Origin of the sequence: Rhizobium sp. RU20A, assembly GCF_900155885.1 — a bacterium.
GTDB lineage: Bacteria > Pseudomonadota > Alphaproteobacteria > Rhizobiales > Rhizobiaceae > RU20A.
This window is the reverse complement of the sequence record NZ_FTMB01000002.1, coordinates 23,179-42,366: the sequence shown is the minus strand read 5'-3', so window position 1 is coordinate 42,366 and position 19,188 is coordinate 23,179. Positions and strand designations below refer to the sequence as shown.

Genomic DNA, 19,188 nt, shown 5'->3' with positions numbered 1-19,188 from the left:
TTTTTCGTCTTCTAAAGGCTGACGTCAGCCCTGTGCCGAACTGGCGGTTTCGTTGAAGAACAGCGCCTGGCTGATGAGGGCGCGCACCATGTCCGGGTTGAAGGGCTTGGTCACGAGGAAGGCGGGCTCAGGCTTTTCGCCCGTCAACAGCCGTTCCGGGAAGGCGGTGATGAAGATCACGGGAATGGTGGCGGATTTCAGGATGTCGTTCACCGCATCGATCCCGGACGAGCCGTCCGCCAGCTGGATGTCGGCGAGGACCAGCTTCGGCTGGGTGCGCGCGAAGAGATCGACGGCCTCCGCATGGGTGCGGGCAATGCCCGTCACCGTATGGCCGAGGCCCCGCACGAGATCTTCGAGATCCAGTGCGATCAGCGGTTCGTCCTCGATGATCATCACCTCGGTCGCCACCTGCTCCTTGATCGAGCGGGCCGCCGCGGCGAGCTGGGCATCCACCGCCTCGACGCTCTCGTCCAGGATAAGGGCGGCCTCCGCCGGCGAAAAGCCCTCGACGGAGACGAGCAGAAAGGCCTTGCGCGTTTCTGGCGCCATGCGGGCAAGGTTCACGGAGGCCTTCTGCTCCCAGCCGAAGGGCGAGCTTGCCGCCGTATCGGTGATGGAGAGCGTCGGGAAGATGCGGCAATAGAGCTGGAACGTATTGATCCTGTCGTCCGCATGGGCGGGGAACAGGCTGATATCGGCGATCAGCGCTTCCAGCACGCCGGCGACATAGGCGTCGCCAACCGTCTGTGAGCCCGTCAAAGCCCGCGAAAACCGCCTGAGATAGGGAAGATGGGCGGCAATACGCATCGAAAGTGACATTATGTCGGTCCTTGCCTAGACATTTTTACGGGATTCAAAACAATTCCCGTCATGATCCGACGTGGATCGATGAGATTTGTTTTGACCATGTTTTGGCGAGGAAGGAAAGTTCGTTGAAACGCACTTCCACGGCCACGACGCTGCAGGGCGACCATCGATGAATCGGACGATGCTTCCGCAAGCCGGGAACAACGAAAGCGTCCTGTGGTTGGCTGTCATGGTGTCGGCGCGGTGTGAGGAGATGGCGAGATGACGGAGAAGATGGGAAAAGATCGCGCAGTGTCGTCTGCAAGGAGTGGACCGGATGATGTGTTCGCGCCCGGCGACGCCAATCGCGATATCGCTCGCCGTCTGAAAAGCTTCTACGACGCGGTGGAGGCGGAGCCGATCCCTGCCATGCTGCTCGATTTGCTGGAAAAGCTCGATGCAGCCGAGGCCGCTGCCGGGCGCAAGGCCTGAGGTGAGTTGCCCCGATCATCAATGCAAAAGACCCCGGAAGCGAGAGCTTCCGGGGTCTTTTGTTACCTGTTGAAGTGATCAGCAGGCATCGACGTAACGACGGCCGTAGCGGTCACGGTAGTAGCAGCGGCCTGGCTCGTTGGCATTGCCGATGAGCGCGCCGGCCACGCCGCCGACGGCAGCCCCGACAGCCGCACCGCGCACATTGCCCGTCACCGCACCGCCAATGATGCCACCCGTTGCCGCGCCGATACCGGCACCGCGTTCCGTCTGGCTGCAGGCTGCCAGCGGCAGGATAAGGGCGGAGATGAGGAGAATCTTCTTCATGTAGGGTTCCTTTCGAGGACGCGACTGTGGTTGAGCAGGCACTTTCAAGGCATTCCTGTCCCGGCCTAGATGCGGCCCATGAGGATCAGGATGAGAAGGATAACGACCACGAGGCCGAGGCCTCCGGAAGGGCCGTAGCCCCAAGAGCGGCTGTGCCCCCACGTCGGCAGGGCGCCGATCAGCAAGAGAACGAGGATGACGAGGAGAATGGTGGACATGCAGTACGCTCCCGTTGCGCCGGCGTTTGACTTTGCTGCCGGTATGTTTCTTGCCGCATTAACGATGTGTCAGGGAAATTGTTCCAGACGCGGCGCTATCACGTCATTTTTGCGGTTCACCCTGTCACGGCCTGTTGAAGGGGTGCACCGCGCCGCCCGGAACCCTTTCGACAGCGCGACGTTGAGAATGGACATTGGTCCTGCGGGAGACGCGCCATGGAACACGTTGCTGCCATTCTTCTTCTCGTCGCCTGCGGGGATGGGCAAACGTCTTGCCGCGAACTGCCCGTGTCCGTCGAGGCTTACGAAACGACGGCGGACTGCCAGGCGGACCTGCCCGGTGCCAGCCGCCTCGCCGCCCGACAGGCCCCTCACATTTACGGTGCCTGCGTCGCCATTGATCCGGCGATGATTTATGACAATCTCGAGATCGTCTGGGACGTCACACCGCAAGGCAAGCTCGATGTCACCGTCAACGTCGATGCGCCCTCCATCGTCGCCCATGCCGGCGACATGACGTCGCCCGCCGCAGCTCTTTCAGAGTGATCTCTCCTCGGCCGCAGGGTCAAAGCCGAAAAAGCGCGCTTGAGACGGCGCGCTTTTTTTGATGAAGGTGATCTTTAGGATGCAAGCTGACCGGCAGGCAGCGCGATCGTTCAAGGGCCGGCGCGGCCCCTCAATGATCGCGCGGCTTTCGGCTACGGCCCTCGGCATCTGCAAGGCGACCGAGCAGGCCTTCGAAATCCACCACAGCCTGCTTATCCGTGCTCTCGGCCATCAGGTGGCGCATGGTCCGGGCTATCGGGGCCTCGCTGCTGTCCGCGCGCGACAGGGGTTTTCCCGCCTCGACGGCGGATTTCCATATCTGTTTGACGGGCAGTGCCATGATCATCGCCTCTACTACCTGCTACCGTTACGAACCGACTGCTGTTCATCATGTCTAGGTATTCGGTCAACGTCTGCTTGGGGGCGATGGTTCCCGCATGGCTGGCGTGCATGTGCCATCAAGGCGCAAATGCCGAAGATCATGGTTAAGGCATGGTTAAATATGCTGGGTTACGCAAATGAGGAGCTTCTTGGTAAAGAAAAACGAAAAGCTCCCCTTGGAACAAAATCCCGCAGCCGGAGTTTTGTGTTCATAAATTCAGGACCCCAAGGAGAAACCCATGCTTTACTACGCTCTCGTCTTCCTCGTCGTGGCCATTATTGCCGGTGTACTCGGCTTCGGTGGCATTGCGGGTGCCTCGGCCGGCATCGCTCAGATCCTCTTCTTCCTCTTCCTGGCCTTCCTTGTCATCTCGCTCGTCGTCGGTCTTTTCCGCCGGGCGTAAAGGCAGGACAAGGAGTTCCTTTCATCGAAAGGGCGGTGCGCAAGCGCCGCCCTTTTGCATGGCGTCGATTTTAGCAAGTCGGACCCATTCATCCGCTTGCGGGCTTTGACAGGCTTGGCTAATCATCTCGGCAGTCTTCGCACCTGCACAATGATGGCCCGGACCCATGAAGTCGCTCGAACTCCTCGTAGAACGCATCATTCTCTCCAGCCGCTGGCTGCTGGTGATCTTCTATCTCGGCCTCGTCGCCGCCCTCGGCATCTACGCCGTCTCCTTCCTGTACAAGCTCTGGAAGGTCGCCGCGCAGATCTTCGTCTATGACGAAGCCGATATGATTCTCGCCATGCTCGGCCTGATTGACGCGGCCCTCGTTGCCAGCCTCATCGTCATGGTGATGATTTCCGGCTACGAGAATTTCGTCAGCCGCTTCGACGAGGGCGAAAAGGATGGCGAAGTGTCTTTCCTCGGCAAACTGGATTCCGGCAGCCTGAAGATCAAGGTGGCCTCGTCCATCGTCGCCATCTCCTCCATCCACCTCTTGCAGATCTTCCTGAACACCCAGCAATATACGACCGACCGGCTGATGTGGGCGACGATCATCCACCTCGCCTTCGTGGCCTCGGCCGTGCTGCTCGGCTACCTCGAACAGATCATGGCGAAACTGAAGAAATAGCATTGGACCCCGGGGTACGCCTCGGGCTCGCAAGGAGAGAAGACGATGAAGACGGACGTGATCGTTCTCGGCGCGGGCATTGTGGGCCTGTCATCTGCCATCCATCTGGCGCGCCGCGGCAAGAGCGTGGTGCTGCTGGACCGGCGCGGCGCGGGGGAGGAAACGTCCTTCGGCAATGCCGGCCTCATCCAGCGCGAGGGCGTCTTCCCCTACGGCTTCCCGCATGATTTCGGCGCGCTGTTTCGCTATGCGCTGAACAACACGATCGACGCCCACTACCATTTCCGCGCGCTGCCGGGCCTTATCCCGTTCCTGGCGCGCTACTGGTGGCACTCCGGCTTCACCCAGCATCAGGCCATTGCGCGCTTTTATGCGCCCCTGATTGAAAACTCCGTCACGGAACACGCCGACCTCATCAATGCCGCCGGCGCCGGCGATCTGATCCGCAAGGACGGTTGGATGAAGGTGTTCCGCACCGAAAAGGCGCGCGATGCGGCCTATCTCGAAGCCGAGCGCCTGTCGTCCGGCTTCGGCGTCAGCCACCAGAAGCTCTCCAGCGCCGAGCTCGAGAGCATCGAACCCGGCATCCGCGCCGAACTCGTCGGCGGCCTGCGCTGGAGCGACCCTTGGTCGATCCGTGATCCCCACAGCCTCAACAAGGCCTATCTCGCCTATTTCGAATCCCTCGGCGGTCGTCTCGTCTCCGGCGATGCGGCAACGCTTGAGCACGTGCTGGAAGGCGCCGGCTGGCGCGTTGCGACGCCGGAAGGTCCGGTCGAAGCGCTGGATGTCGTCGTGGCGCTCGGCCCCTGGGCCGATACGGTGACCCGCAAGCTCGGCTACCGCTTCCCGCTCGCCGTCAAGCGCGGCTACCACATGCATTACGGCACGGCCGACAATGCGGTCCTCAACAATTGGGTGCTGGACGCCGAAAAGGGCTATTTCCTCGCGCCCATGCTGCGCGGCATTCGCCTGACGACGGGCGCGGAGTTCGCCACCCGCGATGCGCCGAAGACGCCGGTACAGCTCACCCGCGCCGAGCGGGTCGCGCGCGAATTCTTCCCGCTGGGTGAGCGGCGCGATGAGGAGCCGTGGATGGGCGCGCGCCCCTGCACGCCCGACATGATGCCGATCATCGGCAAGGCGCCGCGCCATCAGGGCCTGTGGTTCGCCTTCGGCCACGCCCATCACGGCATGACGCTCGGTCCCGTCACCGGCCGGGCCCTGGCGGAAGCCATGACAGGCGAGAAGACCGTCATCGACTTGACACCTTACCGTCCGGAGCGCTTCCTGGCGTAAGGCTTCTTCCATGGAAGCTCAGCACAAAAAGCCGCGCCCGATTGAGCGCGGCTTTCCCATGTCATTAACCGGGCCTTACTGGCCGTTGCTGAGCGGCTGACCCTGACCATTGGTGGTCGGGACGGTGTCCGACGGCGTGGTGCCCGTGGTGGACTCCGTGCCGGAAGCCGGCGGGGTGGTGGTCGTCGGAGCCGTATCCTGGGGCGTCGTGCCGGTGGTCGGCTGCGTCGCGTCATTGGTGGCCGGCGGCGTCGTGGTCGGCTGCTCGCCCGTGGACGGAACCGTGCCGTTGTCGGTGGAGGCCGATGGCGGGGGTGTCGTCGTCGTGGTATCGGTCTGCGTGTCCGTCGCGGCCGGCTGGGTTGCCGTGTCGCTCTGCGTCGCGACTTCGGCCGGGTACCAGGCGATCAGCGCCAGGATGAGACCGGCGGCAAGCACCACGAGGATCGGCCAGCCGCTGCGGCCGGGGCGCGTTTCGACGGCGTTATAAGTATTGTTTTCGATCGGGCGCTGCGCCGTTTCGCCCGGGATCGTACGGTCAACCGGCGCGCCGGTCGCCGGGTCGATGGTCGTGCGCGTATCCTCGGCGGCGAGGCGGTCACGACGGTCCTTGTCAGGCCTGACATGCTCGTTCATCGGATGTCTCCTCTGTTCATGGACGGCCTCATGCCGTTCCCTTTGAAACGGCCTCATGCCGTTCTCCTGTGACAGCCAACGTGCAATCGACGCCATTGTTCCCGATTTGCTGATGCAAAAAGCGGCAGTTCGGCATCTTTACAGGCCGCACATGCCCTGTCACACGACGGAAGCGAATGCCGTCACGGGAGGAAAAGACCATGGCCGACAGCACCACCGATCTCTTTGGAAAGGGCCATTTCGTCGGCCGCGTGTTCCGCCCGGACAGGGGCGGGCCATCGCTCGTCGCGGTCAGGGACGGGAAGGTCATCGACATCACCGCGCCAGCCCATCCCACCATGCGCGATCTTCTGGAAGCCGATGACCCCGTCGCCCTGGTTGAGGCCGCGGATGGCGAAACGCTGGGCAGCATCGACGCGCTCCTTGCCGCCGCGTTTGATGCTGCGGGCGACCCCGGCCGCCTGCATCTGCTTGCCCCTTGCGACCTCCAGGCCGTGAAGGCCTGCGGCGTCACCTTTGCGCGCTCCATGATCGAGCGCGTCATCGAGGAAAAGGCGGCCGGCAATGCCGCGCTTGCCGCCGCGATCCGCACCCGCGTCACCGCCATCGTCGGCGACAGCCTGCGCGACCTCAAGGCGGGGTCGGAGGAAGCTGTGCGTGTCAAGGCGACGCTGATCGAGGAAGGCGTCTGGTCGCAATATCTGGAGGTGGGGATCGGCCCGGACGCGGAGGTCTTCACCAAGGCGCCGGTTCTGTCCGCCGTCGGCCATGGCGCCAGCGTCGGCCTGCACCCGGTCTCGACCTGGAACAACCCCGAGCCGGAAATCGTGCTCGCCGTGGACAGCCGCGGCCGCGTCAAGGGCGCGACGCTCGGCAATGACGTCAACCTGCGCGATGTCGAGGGTCGCTCGGCGCTCCTGCTTGGCAAGGCGAAGGACAACAACGCGTCGGCCGCGATCGGCCCCTTCATCCGCCTGTTCGATACCGGCTACGGCATCGACGACGTGCGCCGTGCCGATCTGTCGTTGCGCGTCGAAGGCGAGGACGGCTTCGTGATGGATGGCACGAGCACGATGCGCGAGATCAGCCGCGATCCGCTCGACCTCGTCGCCCAGACCATCGGCGCGCACCACCAGTATCCGGATGGCTTCATGCTCTACATGGGCACGCTCTTTGCGCCCATTCAGGACCGCGACGTCAAGGGCCAGGGCTTCACCCACAAGCGCGGCGACCGCGTGACGATCAGCAATCTGGAGCTCGGCAGCCTCGTCAACATCGTCAGCCTCTCCACCGAATGCCCACCCTGGACCTTCGGCATCGCCGACCTCATGCGCAATCTTTCGGCGCGTGGACTTCTTTAATCCTCGACGCCGAGTTCCTCGGCCGAAATCCAGAACACCGCGTCCTGGGATTCGGCCGTCTCGATCCAGTGAAACTCGAGTTCGGGGAATTCCTCCTCGAGGATTTCCCGGCCGGAGCCAATTTCGCAGAGCAGGCCGCCGCCGGGATTGAGGTAATCGGCCGCCTCTTCGAGGATCCGCCGCACCAGATCCAGCCCGTCCTCACCGCCATCATGGGCCATGACCGGCTCGGCGCGGAACTCCGGCGGATAGCCGGCCAGCGCCTCATGGTCCACATAGGGCGGATTGGTGATGATGATGTCGTAGCGCCGGCCCTTCAGCGGGGCGAAGAGGTCGCCGGAGAGAAGCCGCACCTGCGCCTCCACCGCGTGCTCGGCGACATTGAGCTTGGCCACCTCAAGCGCATCGGCCGAAAGATCGACCGCATCCACCTCGGCTGCGGGGAAGAATTTCGCGGCCAGTACGGCCAGGCAGCCGGAACCGGTGCACAGATCGAGGGCGCTTTCCACCATCAGCGGGTCCGGCAGGAAACCGGAGCCGTCCTCGCCAAGATATTCGGTGAAGAGAATCTCGCCGATATGCGAGCGCGGCACGATCACCCGCTCATCCACATGGAAGCGCACGCCCTGAATATAGGCGCGGCCCGTGAGATAGGAGGTCGGCTTGCGGGTCGTCACGCGCGCCTCGATCCGCTCGGCGAGCAGCCGGCGCTCCTCCGGCAGCAGGCGGGCGTCGAGGAAGGGGTCGAGCACGTCGATCGGCAGGTCGAGCGAATCGAGCAGCAGGAAGGCCGCATCGTCGCTCGCCGTCGTGGTGCCGTGGCCGTAGCTGAGATCGGCGGCGTTGAAGCGGGAAATCGCGTAGCGCCAGAAGTCGCGCAGCGTCTGAAGCTCGCGCGTCACAGCATCGATCGTCGGGGAGGGGTGGGTCACGGGTCTCGTCTCGCTTCCAAATTTCGGCCGCGTCCCTTATTGCCGAGGGAAGGAAACGAGGCAAGCGCCGCGCGGCGGCCTTCGATGCACAAACCGGCGGGAGCAAAGGGCAGGGATGAAGGACAGCCGCAGACATCCGCCTGGAAAGGGCCGGAAGGTTCCGGGAGACAGAGGCTTGCGCGGCATGACCGCGAAACAGCATGCCGCCCCTGTCCCCGCCGCCGGCAAACGCGTCACGCTGCCTCGCGCGCTCTCCAAGCGCGGCTTCTGCTCGCGCACGCAGGCCGAAGCACTCATCCGTGCCGGCCGCGTCGCGGTCGATGGCCGCGTTGAGACGAATATCGAGGCGTGGGTCGATCTCGATACTGCCGTTCTGACGCTCGATGGCGCGGCGATCGCCGCCGAGGCCCCGGTCTACCTCATGCTCAACAAGCCGCGCGGCCTCGTCACCACCCGCCATGATCCCGAGGGACGCCCGACCGTCTATGACTGCCTGAAGGATGTCCCCGCCGCGCACCTCTCCCCTGTCGGCCGCCTCGACAAGGCGAGCGAGGGCCTGCTCATCTTCACCAATGACACGGTATTCGCGCAGGCGCTGCTCGACCCGCAAACCCATCTGCCGAAGACCTATCACGTCCAGATCGACCGCCACGCCGACGATGCCTTCCTCACGGCGCTGCGCGCCGGCGTCGTGCATGAGGGCGAGCGCCTCGCCGTCGTCCGCGCCAGCCTGCTGCGGGAGGGCGAGCGCAATGCCTGGCTGGAAATCGTGCTCGACGAGGGCCGCAACCGCCACATCCGGCGCATGCTGGAGGTTCTGGGCGCCGAGTGTTTGCGCCTCATCCGCATCGCCATCGGCACGCTGCCACTCGGCGATCTCGACAAGGGCGCGGTGCGGGCACTGACGGATGCGGAAGTGGCCATGCTGAAGCGGCAGATGCGGCGCTGAGCGTCTTTTGAAACGACAAAGCCCCCGGCGCATGCCGAGGGCTCTCGAAATTCCGTCGCGGTCGACGCGTCAGTGGATGGCGGCGCTGACCATGCGGTAGGGGTGGGTGGCGTTGAACTGCGAGATGATCGCCGTTGCCTCGGCCATGGCGCGGCCGGAATGTTCGGGGTCCTGGCGCGCCAGCTCGTCGGCATTGATGCGGATCGCATCCGCCATGCTCTTCGATAGCACCGCAAACTGTTCGTCGCCTTCGACATAGGCTTCGCGGGCGTTCCATTCGAGGGTCCGGGCCAGATTGACGAAGACCTCTTCGCGCTCTTCGATGCTCATCATGGCGATATGATCGGTGATCTGTTCCATCTCGTCACTCACTCCTGTTCAAGACGTGCGACACGGCTGGCCTCTCGAAGCGCCAACCTGATGAAGAGGTGGTGTCCTGATCCCGTCAAGTCAAGGGGCAGGGGATTTTACGTAATGTGGGCAGTGAGTTAGCTGGGGTATGCCCTACCTCCCCTTGAGGGAGAGGTCGCCGCGAAGCGGCGGGTGGGGTGACCTGCCACGACCTCAATAAAGGCATGAGCTGCGGTTGCGTGATTGCGGTCATATGATCTCGAAGCCCGCTGTAATCATTGCCCTGACCGTCGTCATGTATCGCTGTGTCTGTCCTGCCTCGACATCACCCCACCCCGGCGCAAGCGCCGACCCGCCCCCTCAAGGGGCGGGTGGGAGACCGCGGCACCTGCAACCGCCCTACCTCCCCTTGAGGGGGAGGTCGCCGCGGAGCGGCGGGTGGGGTGATCTCGGCGACCTCCGCTAAAGATAGGCGCCATCACCCCCCAAACGCCGCCTTCATCAAATCCCGCGTGTACTGCGCGGCCGGCTGGTGGATGACGTCTTCGGCTGGGCCTTCCTCCACCACCACGCCGTCCTTCATCACGATGATGCGGTCCGATAGCGCCTGCACGACGGCAAGGTCGTGGCTGATGAAGAGGTAGGACATGCCGTGGCGGGACTGGAGGTCGCGCAGGAGATCGACGATCTGGCGCTGTACGGAGCGGTCAAGCGCTGAGGTCGGTTCGTCCAGCACGATCAGCTTGGGTTTGAGGATGAGTGCGCGCGCAATGGCGAGACGCTGGCGCTGGCCGCCGGAAAACTCGTGCGGATAGCGGTTGCGGCTCGCCGGATCGAGGCCGACTTCGCTGAAGGCCTCGATGGTGCGGGTTTCCACCTCGCGCTTGCCAAGCTGCGGCTCGTGCACGGAAAGGCCCTCCGCCACAATCTGCCCGGCCGTCATGCGCGGCGAGAGCGAGCCGTAGGGGTCCTGGAAGACGATCTGCGCCTCGCGCCGCAGCGGCCGCATGCCGTCGCGGTCGAAGCCGCTCACATCCTTGCCGAGCAGCACGATGCGGCCCTCGGCCGGGGTGAGCTTCAGGAGCGCCCGTCCGAGCGTCGACTTGCCCGAACCGGACTCGCCGACAACACCCACCGTCTCGCCGCGTTTGATGGCGAGCGACACGCCCTTGACCGCATGGAACTTGCCGTCCGGCTTGAAGATCGATCCGGAATCGGTGCGGTAGAAGACATCGACGGACTGTGCCGACAGAAGGATCGGTGCATCCTCCGGCACCGGTGCCTTGCGCCCCGTCGGCTCGGCGGCGAGCAGCATCTTCGTGTAGTCGTGCTGCGGGTTGGTGAAGATCGCCTCGATCTCGCCTTCCTCCACCTTGTCACCCCGGCACATGACGGCGACCCGGTCGGAAAAGCGCCTGACGACGCCGAGATCGTGGCTGATGAAAATGATCGAGAGCCCGATCTTGCGCTTCAGTTCGGCGAGCAGATCGAGGATCTGCGCCTGGATCGTCACGTCGAGCGCCGTGGTCGGCTCGTCAGCGATCAGGAGGTCCGGATTGTTGGCAAGCGCCATGGCGATCATCACGCGCTGGCGCTGGCCGCCCGACATTTCATGCGGATAGGCGTCGATGCGCCGCTCCGGCTCGGGGATGCGCACGAGCTTCAGAAGCTCGATGGCGCGCGCCCGGGCTTCGGCCTTGCTGAGCCCGCGATGCGCCCGCATCGGCTCGGCCAGCTGGAAACCGATCGTGTAGAGCGGGTCGAGCGAGGTCATCGGCTCCTGGAAGATCATGGCGATGCGGCTACCGCGGATCGTGTTCAGCTCCGCCTCCTTCAGCCCCACCAGCTCCTGGCCCTGGAAGCGGGCCGAGCCCGTCACGCGGCCGTTGGACGCCAGCAGGCCCATGATCGCCATCATGGTCTGGCTCTTGCCGGAGCCGCTCTCACCCACGATGGCCAGCGTTTCGCCCTTCTTCAGCGTCAGGGAGAGATCCTTGACCGCCTTCACGTCGCCGTCGGGCGACGCAAAGGTTACGGACAGGTTTTTCACGTCGAGCAGGATGTCTGTCATGTCAGAAGTCTCCATGTCAGCGATTCCCATCCTAGCGATCTCTCGGGTCGAAGGCGTCGCGCAGGCCGTCGCCGAGATAGTTGAGCGCCATCAGCGTGACGACGAAGAAGATCGAGGGATAGAGCAGCAGCCAGGGGCTGGCCTGGATGGCGCTGGCGCCTTCCGAGATCAGGAAGCCCCAGCTCGTCATCGGCTCCTGCACGCCGAGCCCGAGGAAGGAGAGGAAGCTTTCGAGCAGGATCACCTGCGGCACCAGCAGCGTCACGAAGACGACGACCGGCCCGATCGTGTTGGGGATGATGTGGCGGCGGATGATCGCCCAGTCGGAAAGCCCCATGGCGGTCGCGGCACCCACGAATTCGCGGCGTTTGAGCGAGAGCGTCTGCCCGCGCACGATGCGCGCCATGTCCAGCCAGTTGATCGCCCCGATGCCGATGAAGATCAGCGCGATGTGCCGGCCGAAGAACACGACGAGCATGATGACGAAGAAGATGAAGGGCAGCGAATACATGATCTCGACGAAGCGCATCATGATGTTGTCGACGCGCCCGCCGAGATAGCCGGAGATCGCGCCATAGGTGACGCCGATCACCAGGGCCACGATGGTGGCGAGAATGCCGACCATCAGCGAGATCTGGCCGCCCACCATGATGCGGGCCAGCATGTCGCGGCCGTTGCGGTCGGTGCCGAGCAGGAAATATTCCCGGTTCACATGGCCTTCGACGGTGGCGCTGAGCTTGTCGGCGCTCGTCTCCTTGATGACGGCGCCGTCGAATTCGTCCGGCCGATCGAAATAGCGGATGATGCGCGGATCGATCTCCTTCTCCGACGAAATCGTCGCCGTATAGCTCTTGCCGGAGACCGAGAAGCTGTCGAGCTTGGCGCGTCCGCGCTCCACCGTCGCTTGCATCACAGCCTGAAGCGTATCGTCGGCCGGATAGGCCGACAGGCTCGGCGGCACAGACACATAGGACTGGTAGACGGTCGCGTAATTGTGCGGATTGAAGAACGGCCCGAGGAAGCAGATCAGCGAGACGATGACGAGCACGCCGATGGAGACGGTGGCGGCACGATTGCGCGCAAGCCGCGCCAGCGCCATCGCCGCCGGGCTGCGGCCCTTGAGGGGCGCGGGAGCGGAGGAAACGATATCAGTCATGGCGGATCCTCGGATCGACGAAGGCATAGATGATGTCAACGATGAGATTGAGGACGACGATGAAGACGGAGATCAGCACCACCGTTCCCATCACCAGCGTATAGTCGCGATTGAGCGCCCCGAGCACGAAATAGCGCCCGACCCCCGGCAGCGAAAACATCTGTTCAACGATGATCGAGCCCGTGAGAACGGAGGCCGCCACCGGTCCGAGATAGGAGATGACCGGCATCAGCCCGGCGCGCAGCGCATGCACGCCCACCACGCTGCGGGCCGGCAGGCCGTAGGCGCGGGCTGTGCGCACATGGTCGGCGCGGAGCGCCTCGATCATCGAGCCGCGGGTGAGGCGGGCGAAGACGGCGAGCTGCGGCAGCGAGAGCACGATGATTGGCAGCACCAGATGCCGGAAGTCGCCATTGCCCCAGCTTCCCGTGGGCAGCCAAGCGAGCGACACGGCGAAGATCAGCGTCAGGACGGGGCCGATGACGAAGTTCGGCACGGTATTGCCGAGCGCGGAAATGCCCATCAGCAGGTAGTCGGCCCAGCTGTTCTGGCGCAGCGCCGCATAGACGCCGAGTGCGATGCCGCCGAAGACGGCGATGAGAAGCGCCCAGGCGCCCAGAACCAGCGAATAGGGCAGGGCCTGCAGGATGAGTTCGGAAACCGTGTAGTCCTTGTAGACGAAGCTTGGCCCGAAATCGCCGTGCAGCACGTTCCAGAGGTAGAAGATGTACTGTTTCCAGACCGGCTGGTCGAGATGGTAGACGGCGTTGAGATTGGCCATGACCTCGGGCTGCAAGGGCCGCTCGAGGTTGAAGGGGCCGCCGGGCGCCAGCCGGATCATGAAGAAGGACAGCGTCATGACGATGAAGATCGTCGGCGCCGACGACAGAAGGCGCGATAGAATGAAACGTAGCATGGGCCACTCCCTCGCTCCGGCCGGCCGGCGCGCGATGGCGCTCTAGCCTTCCGGTTTGGAAATCGCTGCGGGACGGACGGCACGGCGTCAGCGCCGGCCGCATGAGCGGACGCCGCCCGCGCATCGCCCTTCAAGGGGACACGCGGGCGGAAGAACCGCAGACGATCACTCGATGGAGAGATACTTGGTCAGGTGCTCGTTCACGGCATTCTGGCTGAAGCCCTTCACCTTGCGGCTGACCAGCCACAGGTTGGCATTGTTCATGAAGGGCGTGACCGGATATTCGTTGAGCACCAGCGCTTCGGCCTCGGCCAGGATCGCCATGCGCTTGGCCTGGTCCTTTTCCTCGTAGGAAGCCTTCATCAACTCGTCAAACTTCGGATTGGAGTAGTGCCCGTAGTTGAAGGCCTTGTTGGTGGAGACGAGCAGGTTCAGGAAGTTTTCCGGATCCGCATAGTCTGCCGACCAGCCGGCACGCGCCACATCGAAGCTGCCGCCTTCCTGCAGATAGGCATAATGCGACTTCACATCGAGGTTCTGGATCGTCACCTCGGCGCCCAGCGCCTTCCACATGTCGGCGACGGCCACGGCCACCTTCTTGTGGTTCTCGTTGGTGTTGTAGCGAATGTCGATCTTCAGCGGCTTGCCGCCTTCACCGTAGCCGGCTTCCTTCAGCAGTTCCTTGGCCTCGTCTTCGCGGTCGAGCTGGTCCTTGTCGACATCGGCCGGCGTCGGCGAGGTGTAGCCTTCCATGCCCGGTGGCACGAAAGTGTAGGAGGGCAGCTGCGTGCCGCCATAGACCTTCTCCGACAGGAAGTCGCGATCAACAGCGATCGACAGCGCCTTGCGCACGCGCACGTCGTCGAAGGGCGGCTTGCGCGTGTCGAAGGCGTAGTAATAGGTCGCAAGCGCCGGAGAGGCCTGGACCTGGTCTTCGCCGAGCTTCTTCGTCAGGAAGTCGCGCTGGTCGGCCTGGAAGTTGTAGGCAACGTCGAGTTCGCCGGCCTCGAACGCGCGGGCGACTGCGGCCTGATCTTCGGAGGGGTTATAGATCACCTTGTCGATCTTCACATTCGCGGCGTCCCAGTAATCCGGATTCTTCACGGCGGTGATGTGGTCGTTGGCGACGTATTCCGTCAGCTCATAGGCGCCGTTCGAGACGAGATTGCCGGGCTTGGTGAAATCAGCGCCGAATTTCTCGATGTTCGCCTTGTTCACGGGAATGGCGGTGTAATGGGTCATCAGCTGGAGGAAGTAGGGCGTCGCGCGCTCCAGCGTGATTTCCAGCGTCTTGTCGTCGACGGCCTTCAGACCGAGGGCATCAGCCTGGCCCTTCGAGGTGTTGAAGGCTTCGGCCCCCTTGATGGGATAAAGGATAGTGGCGTAGCCGGCGGCGGTCGCCGGATCGAGCACGCGGGTCATGGAGTAGACGAAATCGCCGGCAACGACCGGGCTGCCATCGGACCACTTGGCGTTGTCTCGCAGCTTGAACGTATAGACCGTGCCATCGTCTGAAATCGTCCAGCTTTCGGCGACGCCCGGCGCCACCTTGCCGTTCGCGTCATAGACCGTCAGGCCTTCGAACAGGTCGCGAACGATGAAGCCTTCGATGTCGATGGAGATCTTGGCCTGGTCGAGCGTCTGCGGCTCGCCGCCATTGCCGCGTCGGATGACCGTCTCGGCGAAGGCTGTGGATGACAGCAGCGCGGCGAGGGCCGTGGTCGCGAAAATTTTGCCAACCTTGCGGGACGAGATTCTGTAAGTCATTGTAAAGTTCTCCTTTTTTATCCCCGGAGCTTGAGCTTATTCTGAGCAAATCGAAAAGAAAAGACGGAGATATGTGCAAATTTTAGCCCTTGATGAGACGATATGCCGGGTCTCGATGACGAAATGGCTATTACGTAAGCGTCGCTTGACAAGCTATAAACATCCATTATTCTGGATATATGGATGAAAAACGGACGATCGCGGCGCTCGCCGCCCTTGCCCAGCAGACCCGCTTGCAGACCTTTCGACTGCTCGTGCAGCAGGAGCCAGAAGGGGTGCCGGCCGGCGAGCTCGCGCGCCTTCTCGGCGTCCCGCAGAACACCATGTCGGCCCATCTGTCGATCCTGTCACAAGCAGGGCTTGTAACGAGTGAGCGCCAGGGCCGCTCCATTCTCTACCGTGCCGATTTCGAGGGCCTTCGCGCCATGACGCTCTACCTGCTGAAAGACTGCTGCGGCGGCCGCGCGGCGCTGTGCCAGCCCCTCATCGATGAACTCGCCTGTGGCTGCGCGCCGGGCGAGCCCGTACGGGAAAGCTGAGGGGCGATGATGACCGGATTGAGCCGCCGCCTGACCGCCGAAGCCTTGGGAACGGCCATTCTCGTCGCCACCGTCGTCGGTTCCGGCATCATGGCCGACCGCCTCAGTGACGACGTCGCCGTTTCGCTATTGGGCAACACGATCCCGACGGGCGCCATCCTCGTGGTGCTCATCACCATTCTTGGCCCGGTCTCCGGCGCGCATTTCAATCCCGTCGTCACGCTGGTTTTCGCGCTGCGCCGGGAGATCGAGGCAGCGCGGGTTCTTCCCTACATCCTCGCGCAGATTGCGGGCGGCATTGCCGGCACGCTTCTCGCTCACGCGATGTTCGATCTGCCGATCCTGCAGGTATCGCACACCGTGCGCAGCGGCACCGGCCAGTGGACGGCGGAGGTGGTGGCAACAGCCGGCCTGCTGCTCACCATCCTCGGCGGCCTGCGGTTCCGCGTCGAGACCATTCCCATGCTGGTCGGCCTCTACATCACCGCCGCCTACTGGTTCACCGCCTCGACATCTTTTGCCAACCCGGCCGTCGCCATTGCCCGTAGCCTGACCGATACCTTCTCCGGCATCCGCCCGGCTGACCTGCCGGGCTTCATCCTCGCCGAGATCGCCGGTGCGCTCGTCGGCGCCCTCATCGGCGGCTGGCTGTTTGCGCGTGAGCGCGAGGCCGCCCCGCTTCCTGTCCCCCAATCCTGATTGAGAGAATGTCTGCCATGGACGTCACCATCTACCACAATCCGAAATGCGGCACCTCGCGCAACACGCTGGCCCTCATCCGCCATGCAGGCATCGAGCCCATCGTAATCGACTACCTCGCCAATCCGCCGGCAAAGGACGTGCTGGCCGGCATGATCCGCGACGGCGGCCTTACCGTGCGTCAGGCGATCCGCGAAAAGGGCACGCCCTATGAAGAACTCGGCCTTGTCGATCCCGCGCTGACCGATGACCAGTTGCTGGATGCGATGATCGCGACCCCCATCCTCATCAATCGGCCCTTCGTCGTCACACCGCTCGGCACGCGCCTCTGCCGTCCCTCCGAAGCCGTGCTCGATATCCTGCCCGCCGACGCCTTTACCTCCGCCTTCGTCAAGGAAGACGGCGAAGCCGTGCTGGACGAGACCGGCAAGCGCATCGCCTGATTGAACGGATACCGCCATGACAGACCCCGTCGATCCCGCCACGCTCGGCCCCGTCATCCCCGCAGCCGACCTGCCGGCCGCCGACCCCGCCCACCTGCGTCTGCCGGACCGGGACGCGCTGCGCCCCGCCTTCTCCACCCATCCGCCGCGCATCCTGATCCTCTACGGGTCGCTGCGGCAGGTGTCCTACAGCCGCCTGCTGGCCGAGGAGGCGGGCCGTCTGCTGACGCATTTCGGCGCCGAGGTCCGCTTCTTCAATCCCTCCGGCCTGCCGCTCCCGGACGATGCGCCGGTCAGCCATCCAAAGGTCCGGGAGCTGCGCGCGCTTTCGGAATGGTCGGAAGGCCAGGTCTGGGTGAGCCCCGAGCGCCACGGCACCATCACCGGCATCATGAAGGCGCAGATCGACTGGATCCCCTTGTCCATCGGCGCTGTCAGACCGACCCAGGGCAAGACGCTGGCCGTCATGCAGGTCTCCGGCGGCTCGCAATCCTTCAATGCCGTCAATGCGATGCGGCTTCTGGGTCGCTGGATGCGGATGATCACCATCCCCAACCAGTCCTCCGTCGCCAAGGCCTTCCAGGAGTTCGATGCAAACGGTCGCATGAAGCCATCCTCCTATTACGAGCGCGTTGTTGACGTCTGCGAGGAATTGATGAAATTCACGCTGATGACCCGTGATTGTTCGGCCTATCTCACGGATCGCTACAGCGAGCGCCGCGAGGATGCGGCAAAGCTCGAAGCGCGAACCAGCCTGACATCGATCTGACGGCGAGGAGGCCGGCTGATGAGCGAACCCCGCATGCCGGTCGCCGCCGTCTTCGGCCTCGGCGCCACGCAGATCGTCGGCTATGGCACACTCTATTACGCCTTCAGCATCCTGGTGCCGGATATCGCCCGAGACATCGGCCGGTCCGAAAGCTGGGTCTTCGGCGCGTTCTCGGTGGCGCTGCTCATCGGGGGACTGGCGGCGCCCATCGCCGGCCGGCTCGCGGACCGCCATGGGGCAGGCCGTGTCCTGTCGGTCGGCTCGCTGGCCGCCGCGCTCAGCCTCGTCCTCGCCGCCGTCGTTCCCGGCGCCTTTGCCTTCGCGGCGGCGCTGGTGACCATCGAGGTCGTCTCGACCACCGTGCTTTACGCCACCGCTTTCACGGCCATCGTGCAGGCCGGCGGAGCCACCGCGCGGCGCTCCATCACCCATCTCACGCTGATTGCGGGCTTTGCCTCTTCCCTCTTCTGGCCGCTGACCGCCTGGCTGCACGGTTTTCTCGGCTGGCGGGAGGTCTATCTGGTCTTCGCGCTCCTGAACCTCGTCATCTGCCTGCCGATCCATCTCGCGCTGATGAAGCTGACGCGCCGCGTCGCGCAGCCGGAGCCGCAAATGAAAGCGAGCGGTGTTGCTGAGCCCGTTCTTGCGCCGGGGCCGCTGGTCTTCACCCTCATGCTCGCCGGCTTTGCCATCGAGGGCTATGCGCTCTCCGCCATGCTCGTGCACATGGTGCCGCTCACGCAGGCGCTCGGCCTTGGCGGGGCGGGGCTGGTGATTGCCGCGCTCTTCGGTCCCGCGCAGGTGGCCAGCCGCCTCATCAACCTCGTCTTCGGGCGGGATCTGCGGCAGGTGTGGCTGGCGGTCATCGCCGCCGCGCTCCTGCCGGTCGGTATCGCCGTGCTGCTCGCCGCAACCGGCGCACCATCCGGTCCCTGGCTGCCGGGCGCCGTACTCTTCGCGATCTGCATGGGCCTCGGCTCCGGCCTCACCAGCATCGTCGGCGGCACGCTGCCGCTCGAACTGTTCGGGGCGAAGGGCTATGGCCGGCTGATGGGCTGGTCCACGGCCGCCAAGCAGGTGGCGGCGGCACTTGCCCCGCTCGGCATGTCGCTCTCGCTGGAACGGTTCGGCACCACGCCGTCCCTCCTCATCATCGCCGCAACCGGCCTTGTCGGCACGCTCGCCTTCGCGGCCATTCCGCTCGTGGCAGAGCCGCGGATCCGCCACCGCACGATGGGCGCATCCGGTTAAGACGAACTCTCCAACCGTCATGCCGGACGCGATCCGGCATCCAGCGCGATCACGTCCGTGATCGCAAAAGACTCAACGCACGGCGCGGACGCGCCGTGGCTGGATACCGGCTCGGCGGCCGGTATGACGAGGGTGCAGCGCTGACGGAGGAAGCCGGCAACCGTCGCACAAGCACCAAGGCACCCACAAAAAAGCCGCAGCAACCCTTCGATCGCTGCG

The 19,188-nt window shown here is 64.1% G+C and carries 23 protein-coding genes; 12 read left to right on the top strand and 11 right to left on the bottom strand.

Annotated features, from left to right (window positions below):
• Nucleotides 1-24 precede the first annotated feature (24 nt).
• On the bottom strand, nucleotides 25-822 hold the full coding sequence (locus F3H41_RS08920; protein ID WP_149738327.1) for a response regulator: 798 nt from the start codon (nucleotides 820-822) through the stop codon (nucleotides 25-27).
• Between the two features lie 249 nt (nucleotides 823-1,071).
• Here F3H41_RS08920 and F3H41_RS08915 point away from each other — a divergent pair, with 249 nt between their 5' ends.
• Entirely contained in the window at nucleotides 1,072-1,281 is a 210-nt protein-coding gene (locus F3H41_RS08915; RefSeq protein ID WP_149738326.1) for a NepR family anti-sigma factor, read from the top strand.
• A gap of 78 nt (nucleotides 1,282-1,359) precedes the next feature.
• Here the strand turns inward: F3H41_RS08915 and F3H41_RS08910 are convergent, their stop codons facing one another.
• Together F3H41_RS08910 and F3H41_RS08905 are read right to left on the bottom strand one after the other, a co-directional pair.
• Nucleotides 1,360-1,608: a glycine zipper domain-containing protein gene (locus F3H41_RS08910; protein WP_149738325.1), complete on the bottom strand. Its 249-nt coding sequence runs from the start codon at nucleotides 1,606-1,608 to the stop codon at nucleotides 1,360-1,362.
• Nucleotides 1,609-1,673: 65 nt separating this feature from the next.
• Nucleotides 1,674-1,826, bottom strand: a complete 153-nt coding sequence (locus F3H41_RS08905; protein ID WP_149738324.1) for a DUF3309 family protein — start codon at nucleotides 1,824-1,826, stop codon at nucleotides 1,674-1,676.
• Nucleotides 1,827-2,042: 216 nt separating this feature from the next.
• On the opposite strand from F3H41_RS08905, the gene F3H41_RS08900 reads away from it, so the two are divergent.
• Entirely contained in the window at nucleotides 2,043-2,372 is a 330-nt protein-coding gene (locus F3H41_RS08900) for a hypothetical protein (protein ID WP_149738323.1), read from the top strand.
• A gap of 130 nt (nucleotides 2,373-2,502) precedes the next feature.
• Here F3H41_RS08900 and F3H41_RS08895 read toward each other — a convergent pair whose 3' ends face one another.
• Nucleotides 2,503-2,712, bottom strand: a complete 210-nt coding sequence (locus F3H41_RS08895; RefSeq protein ID WP_149738322.1) for a hypothetical protein — start codon at nucleotides 2,710-2,712, stop codon at nucleotides 2,503-2,505.
• A 280-nt stretch (nucleotides 2,713-2,992) separates the two neighbouring features.
• Between F3H41_RS08895 and F3H41_RS08890 the strand changes: the two genes are divergently transcribed.
• The 3 genes from F3H41_RS08890 (at nucleotide 2,993) to F3H41_RS08880 (ending at nucleotide 5,129) form a co-directional block, all read left to right on the top strand.
• Nucleotides 2,993-3,157 carry a DUF1328 domain-containing protein gene (locus tag F3H41_RS08890; RefSeq protein ID WP_149738321.1) on the top strand — a complete coding sequence of 55 codons (165 nt, stop codon included), beginning with the start codon at nucleotides 2,993-2,995 and terminating at the stop codon, nucleotides 3,155-3,157.
• Nucleotides 3,158-3,323: 166 nt separating this feature from the next.
• Nucleotides 3,324-3,830 carry a TIGR00645 family protein gene (locus tag F3H41_RS08885; protein WP_149738320.1) on the top strand — a complete coding sequence of 169 codons (507 nt, stop codon included), beginning with the start codon at nucleotides 3,324-3,326 and terminating at the stop codon, nucleotides 3,828-3,830.
• Nucleotides 3,831-3,875: 45 nt separating this feature from the next.
• Nucleotides 3,876-5,129 (top strand): FAD-binding oxidoreductase, encoded by a 1,254-nt coding sequence (locus tag F3H41_RS08880; RefSeq protein ID WP_149738319.1) that lies wholly within the window; start codon nucleotides 3,876-3,878, stop codon nucleotides 5,127-5,129.
• 75 nt (nucleotides 5,130-5,204) lie between these two features.
• Here F3H41_RS08880 and F3H41_RS08875 read toward each other — a convergent pair whose 3' ends face one another.
• Complete coding sequence (locus tag F3H41_RS08875; RefSeq protein WP_149738318.1) at nucleotides 5,205-5,765, bottom strand: hypothetical protein; 561 nt, start codon at nucleotides 5,763-5,765, stop codon at nucleotides 5,205-5,207.
• Between the two features lie 200 nt (nucleotides 5,766-5,965).
• On the opposite strand from F3H41_RS08875, the gene F3H41_RS08870 reads away from it, so the two are divergent.
• On the top strand, nucleotides 5,966-7,126 hold the full coding sequence (locus F3H41_RS08870; RefSeq protein ID WP_149738317.1) for a fumarylacetoacetate hydrolase family protein: 1,161 nt from the start codon (nucleotides 5,966-5,968) through the stop codon (nucleotides 7,124-7,126).
• On the opposite strand, the gene prmB is transcribed toward F3H41_RS08870, so the two are convergent.
• The gene (gene prmB / locus F3H41_RS08865; RefSeq protein WP_149738316.1) at nucleotides 7,123-8,058 is read right to left on the bottom strand and encodes a 50S ribosomal protein L3 N(5)-glutamine methyltransferase; all 936 of its coding nucleotides are present in this window, start codon (nucleotides 8,056-8,058) and stop codon (nucleotides 7,123-7,125) included. The genes F3H41_RS08870 and prmB overlap by 4 nt on opposite strands.
• 184 nt (nucleotides 8,059-8,242) lie before the next feature.
• On the opposite strand from prmB, the gene F3H41_RS08860 reads away from it, so the two are divergent.
• A complete protein-coding gene (locus tag F3H41_RS08860; protein WP_244616147.1) occupies nucleotides 8,243-9,007 on the top strand; it encodes a pseudouridine synthase in 765 nt (254 codons plus the stop codon).
• 69 nt (nucleotides 9,008-9,076) lie between these two features.
• On the opposite strand, the gene F3H41_RS08855 is transcribed toward F3H41_RS08860, so the two are convergent.
• The 5 genes from F3H41_RS08855 to F3H41_RS08835 form a co-directional block, all read right to left on the bottom strand.
• Nucleotides 9,077-9,367, bottom strand: coding sequence for a hypothetical protein (locus F3H41_RS08855; RefSeq protein WP_149738314.1), 291 nt, complete (start codon nucleotides 9,365-9,367; stop codon nucleotides 9,077-9,079).
• Nucleotides 9,368-9,836: 469 nt separating this feature from the next.
• Nucleotides 9,837-11,429: an ABC transporter ATP-binding protein gene (locus tag F3H41_RS08850; RefSeq protein ID WP_244616146.1), complete on the bottom strand. Its 1,593-nt coding sequence runs from the start codon at nucleotides 11,427-11,429 to the stop codon at nucleotides 9,837-9,839.
• 31 nt (nucleotides 11,430-11,460) lie between these two features.
• Nucleotides 11,461-12,585 (bottom strand): ABC transporter permease subunit, encoded by a 1,125-nt coding sequence (locus F3H41_RS08845; protein ID WP_149738312.1) that lies wholly within the window; start codon nucleotides 12,583-12,585, stop codon nucleotides 11,461-11,463.
• The gene (oppB, locus tag F3H41_RS08840) at nucleotides 12,578-13,501 is read right to left on the bottom strand and encodes an oligopeptide ABC transporter permease OppB (protein WP_149738311.1); all 924 of its coding nucleotides are present in this window, start codon (nucleotides 13,499-13,501) and stop codon (nucleotides 12,578-12,580) included. The genes F3H41_RS08845 and oppB overlap by 8 nt, the downstream gene beginning before the upstream one ends.
• Nucleotides 13,502-13,666: 165 nt before the next feature.
• Complete coding sequence (locus tag F3H41_RS08835; RefSeq protein ID WP_149738310.1) at nucleotides 13,667-15,268, bottom strand: peptide ABC transporter substrate-binding protein; 1,602 nt, start codon at nucleotides 15,266-15,268, stop codon at nucleotides 13,667-13,669.
• A gap of 179 nt (nucleotides 15,269-15,447) precedes the next feature.
• Here F3H41_RS08835 and F3H41_RS08830 point away from each other — a divergent pair, with 179 nt between their 5' ends.
• From F3H41_RS08830 to arsK, 5 genes are read left to right on the top strand one after another with little or no spacing between them, the layout of a single operon-like run.
• On the top strand, nucleotides 15,448-15,807 hold the full coding sequence (locus F3H41_RS08830) for a metalloregulator ArsR/SmtB family transcription factor (protein ID WP_149738309.1): 360 nt from the start codon (nucleotides 15,448-15,450) through the stop codon (nucleotides 15,805-15,807).
• A 6-nt stretch (nucleotides 15,808-15,813) separates the two neighbouring features.
• Complete coding sequence (locus F3H41_RS08825; protein ID WP_149738308.1) at nucleotides 15,814-16,506, top strand: MIP/aquaporin family protein; 693 nt, start codon at nucleotides 15,814-15,816, stop codon at nucleotides 16,504-16,506.
• Nucleotides 16,507-16,523: 17 nt separating this feature from the next.
• On the top strand, nucleotides 16,524-16,949 hold the full coding sequence (gene arsC, locus F3H41_RS08820) for an arsenate reductase (glutaredoxin) (protein WP_149738307.1): 426 nt from the start codon (nucleotides 16,524-16,526) through the stop codon (nucleotides 16,947-16,949).
• Between the two features lie 16 nt (nucleotides 16,950-16,965).
• Nucleotides 16,966-17,718: an arsenical resistance protein ArsH gene (gene arsH / locus F3H41_RS08815; protein WP_149738306.1), complete on the top strand. Its 753-nt coding sequence runs from the start codon at nucleotides 16,966-16,968 to the stop codon at nucleotides 17,716-17,718.
• An 18-nt stretch (nucleotides 17,719-17,736) separates the two neighbouring features.
• Nucleotides 17,737-18,969: an arsenite efflux MFS transporter ArsK gene (gene arsK / locus F3H41_RS08810; RefSeq protein ID WP_149738305.1), complete on the top strand. Its 1,233-nt coding sequence runs from the start codon at nucleotides 17,737-17,739 to the stop codon at nucleotides 18,967-18,969.
• Nucleotides 18,970-19,188: the final 219 nt, after the last annotated feature.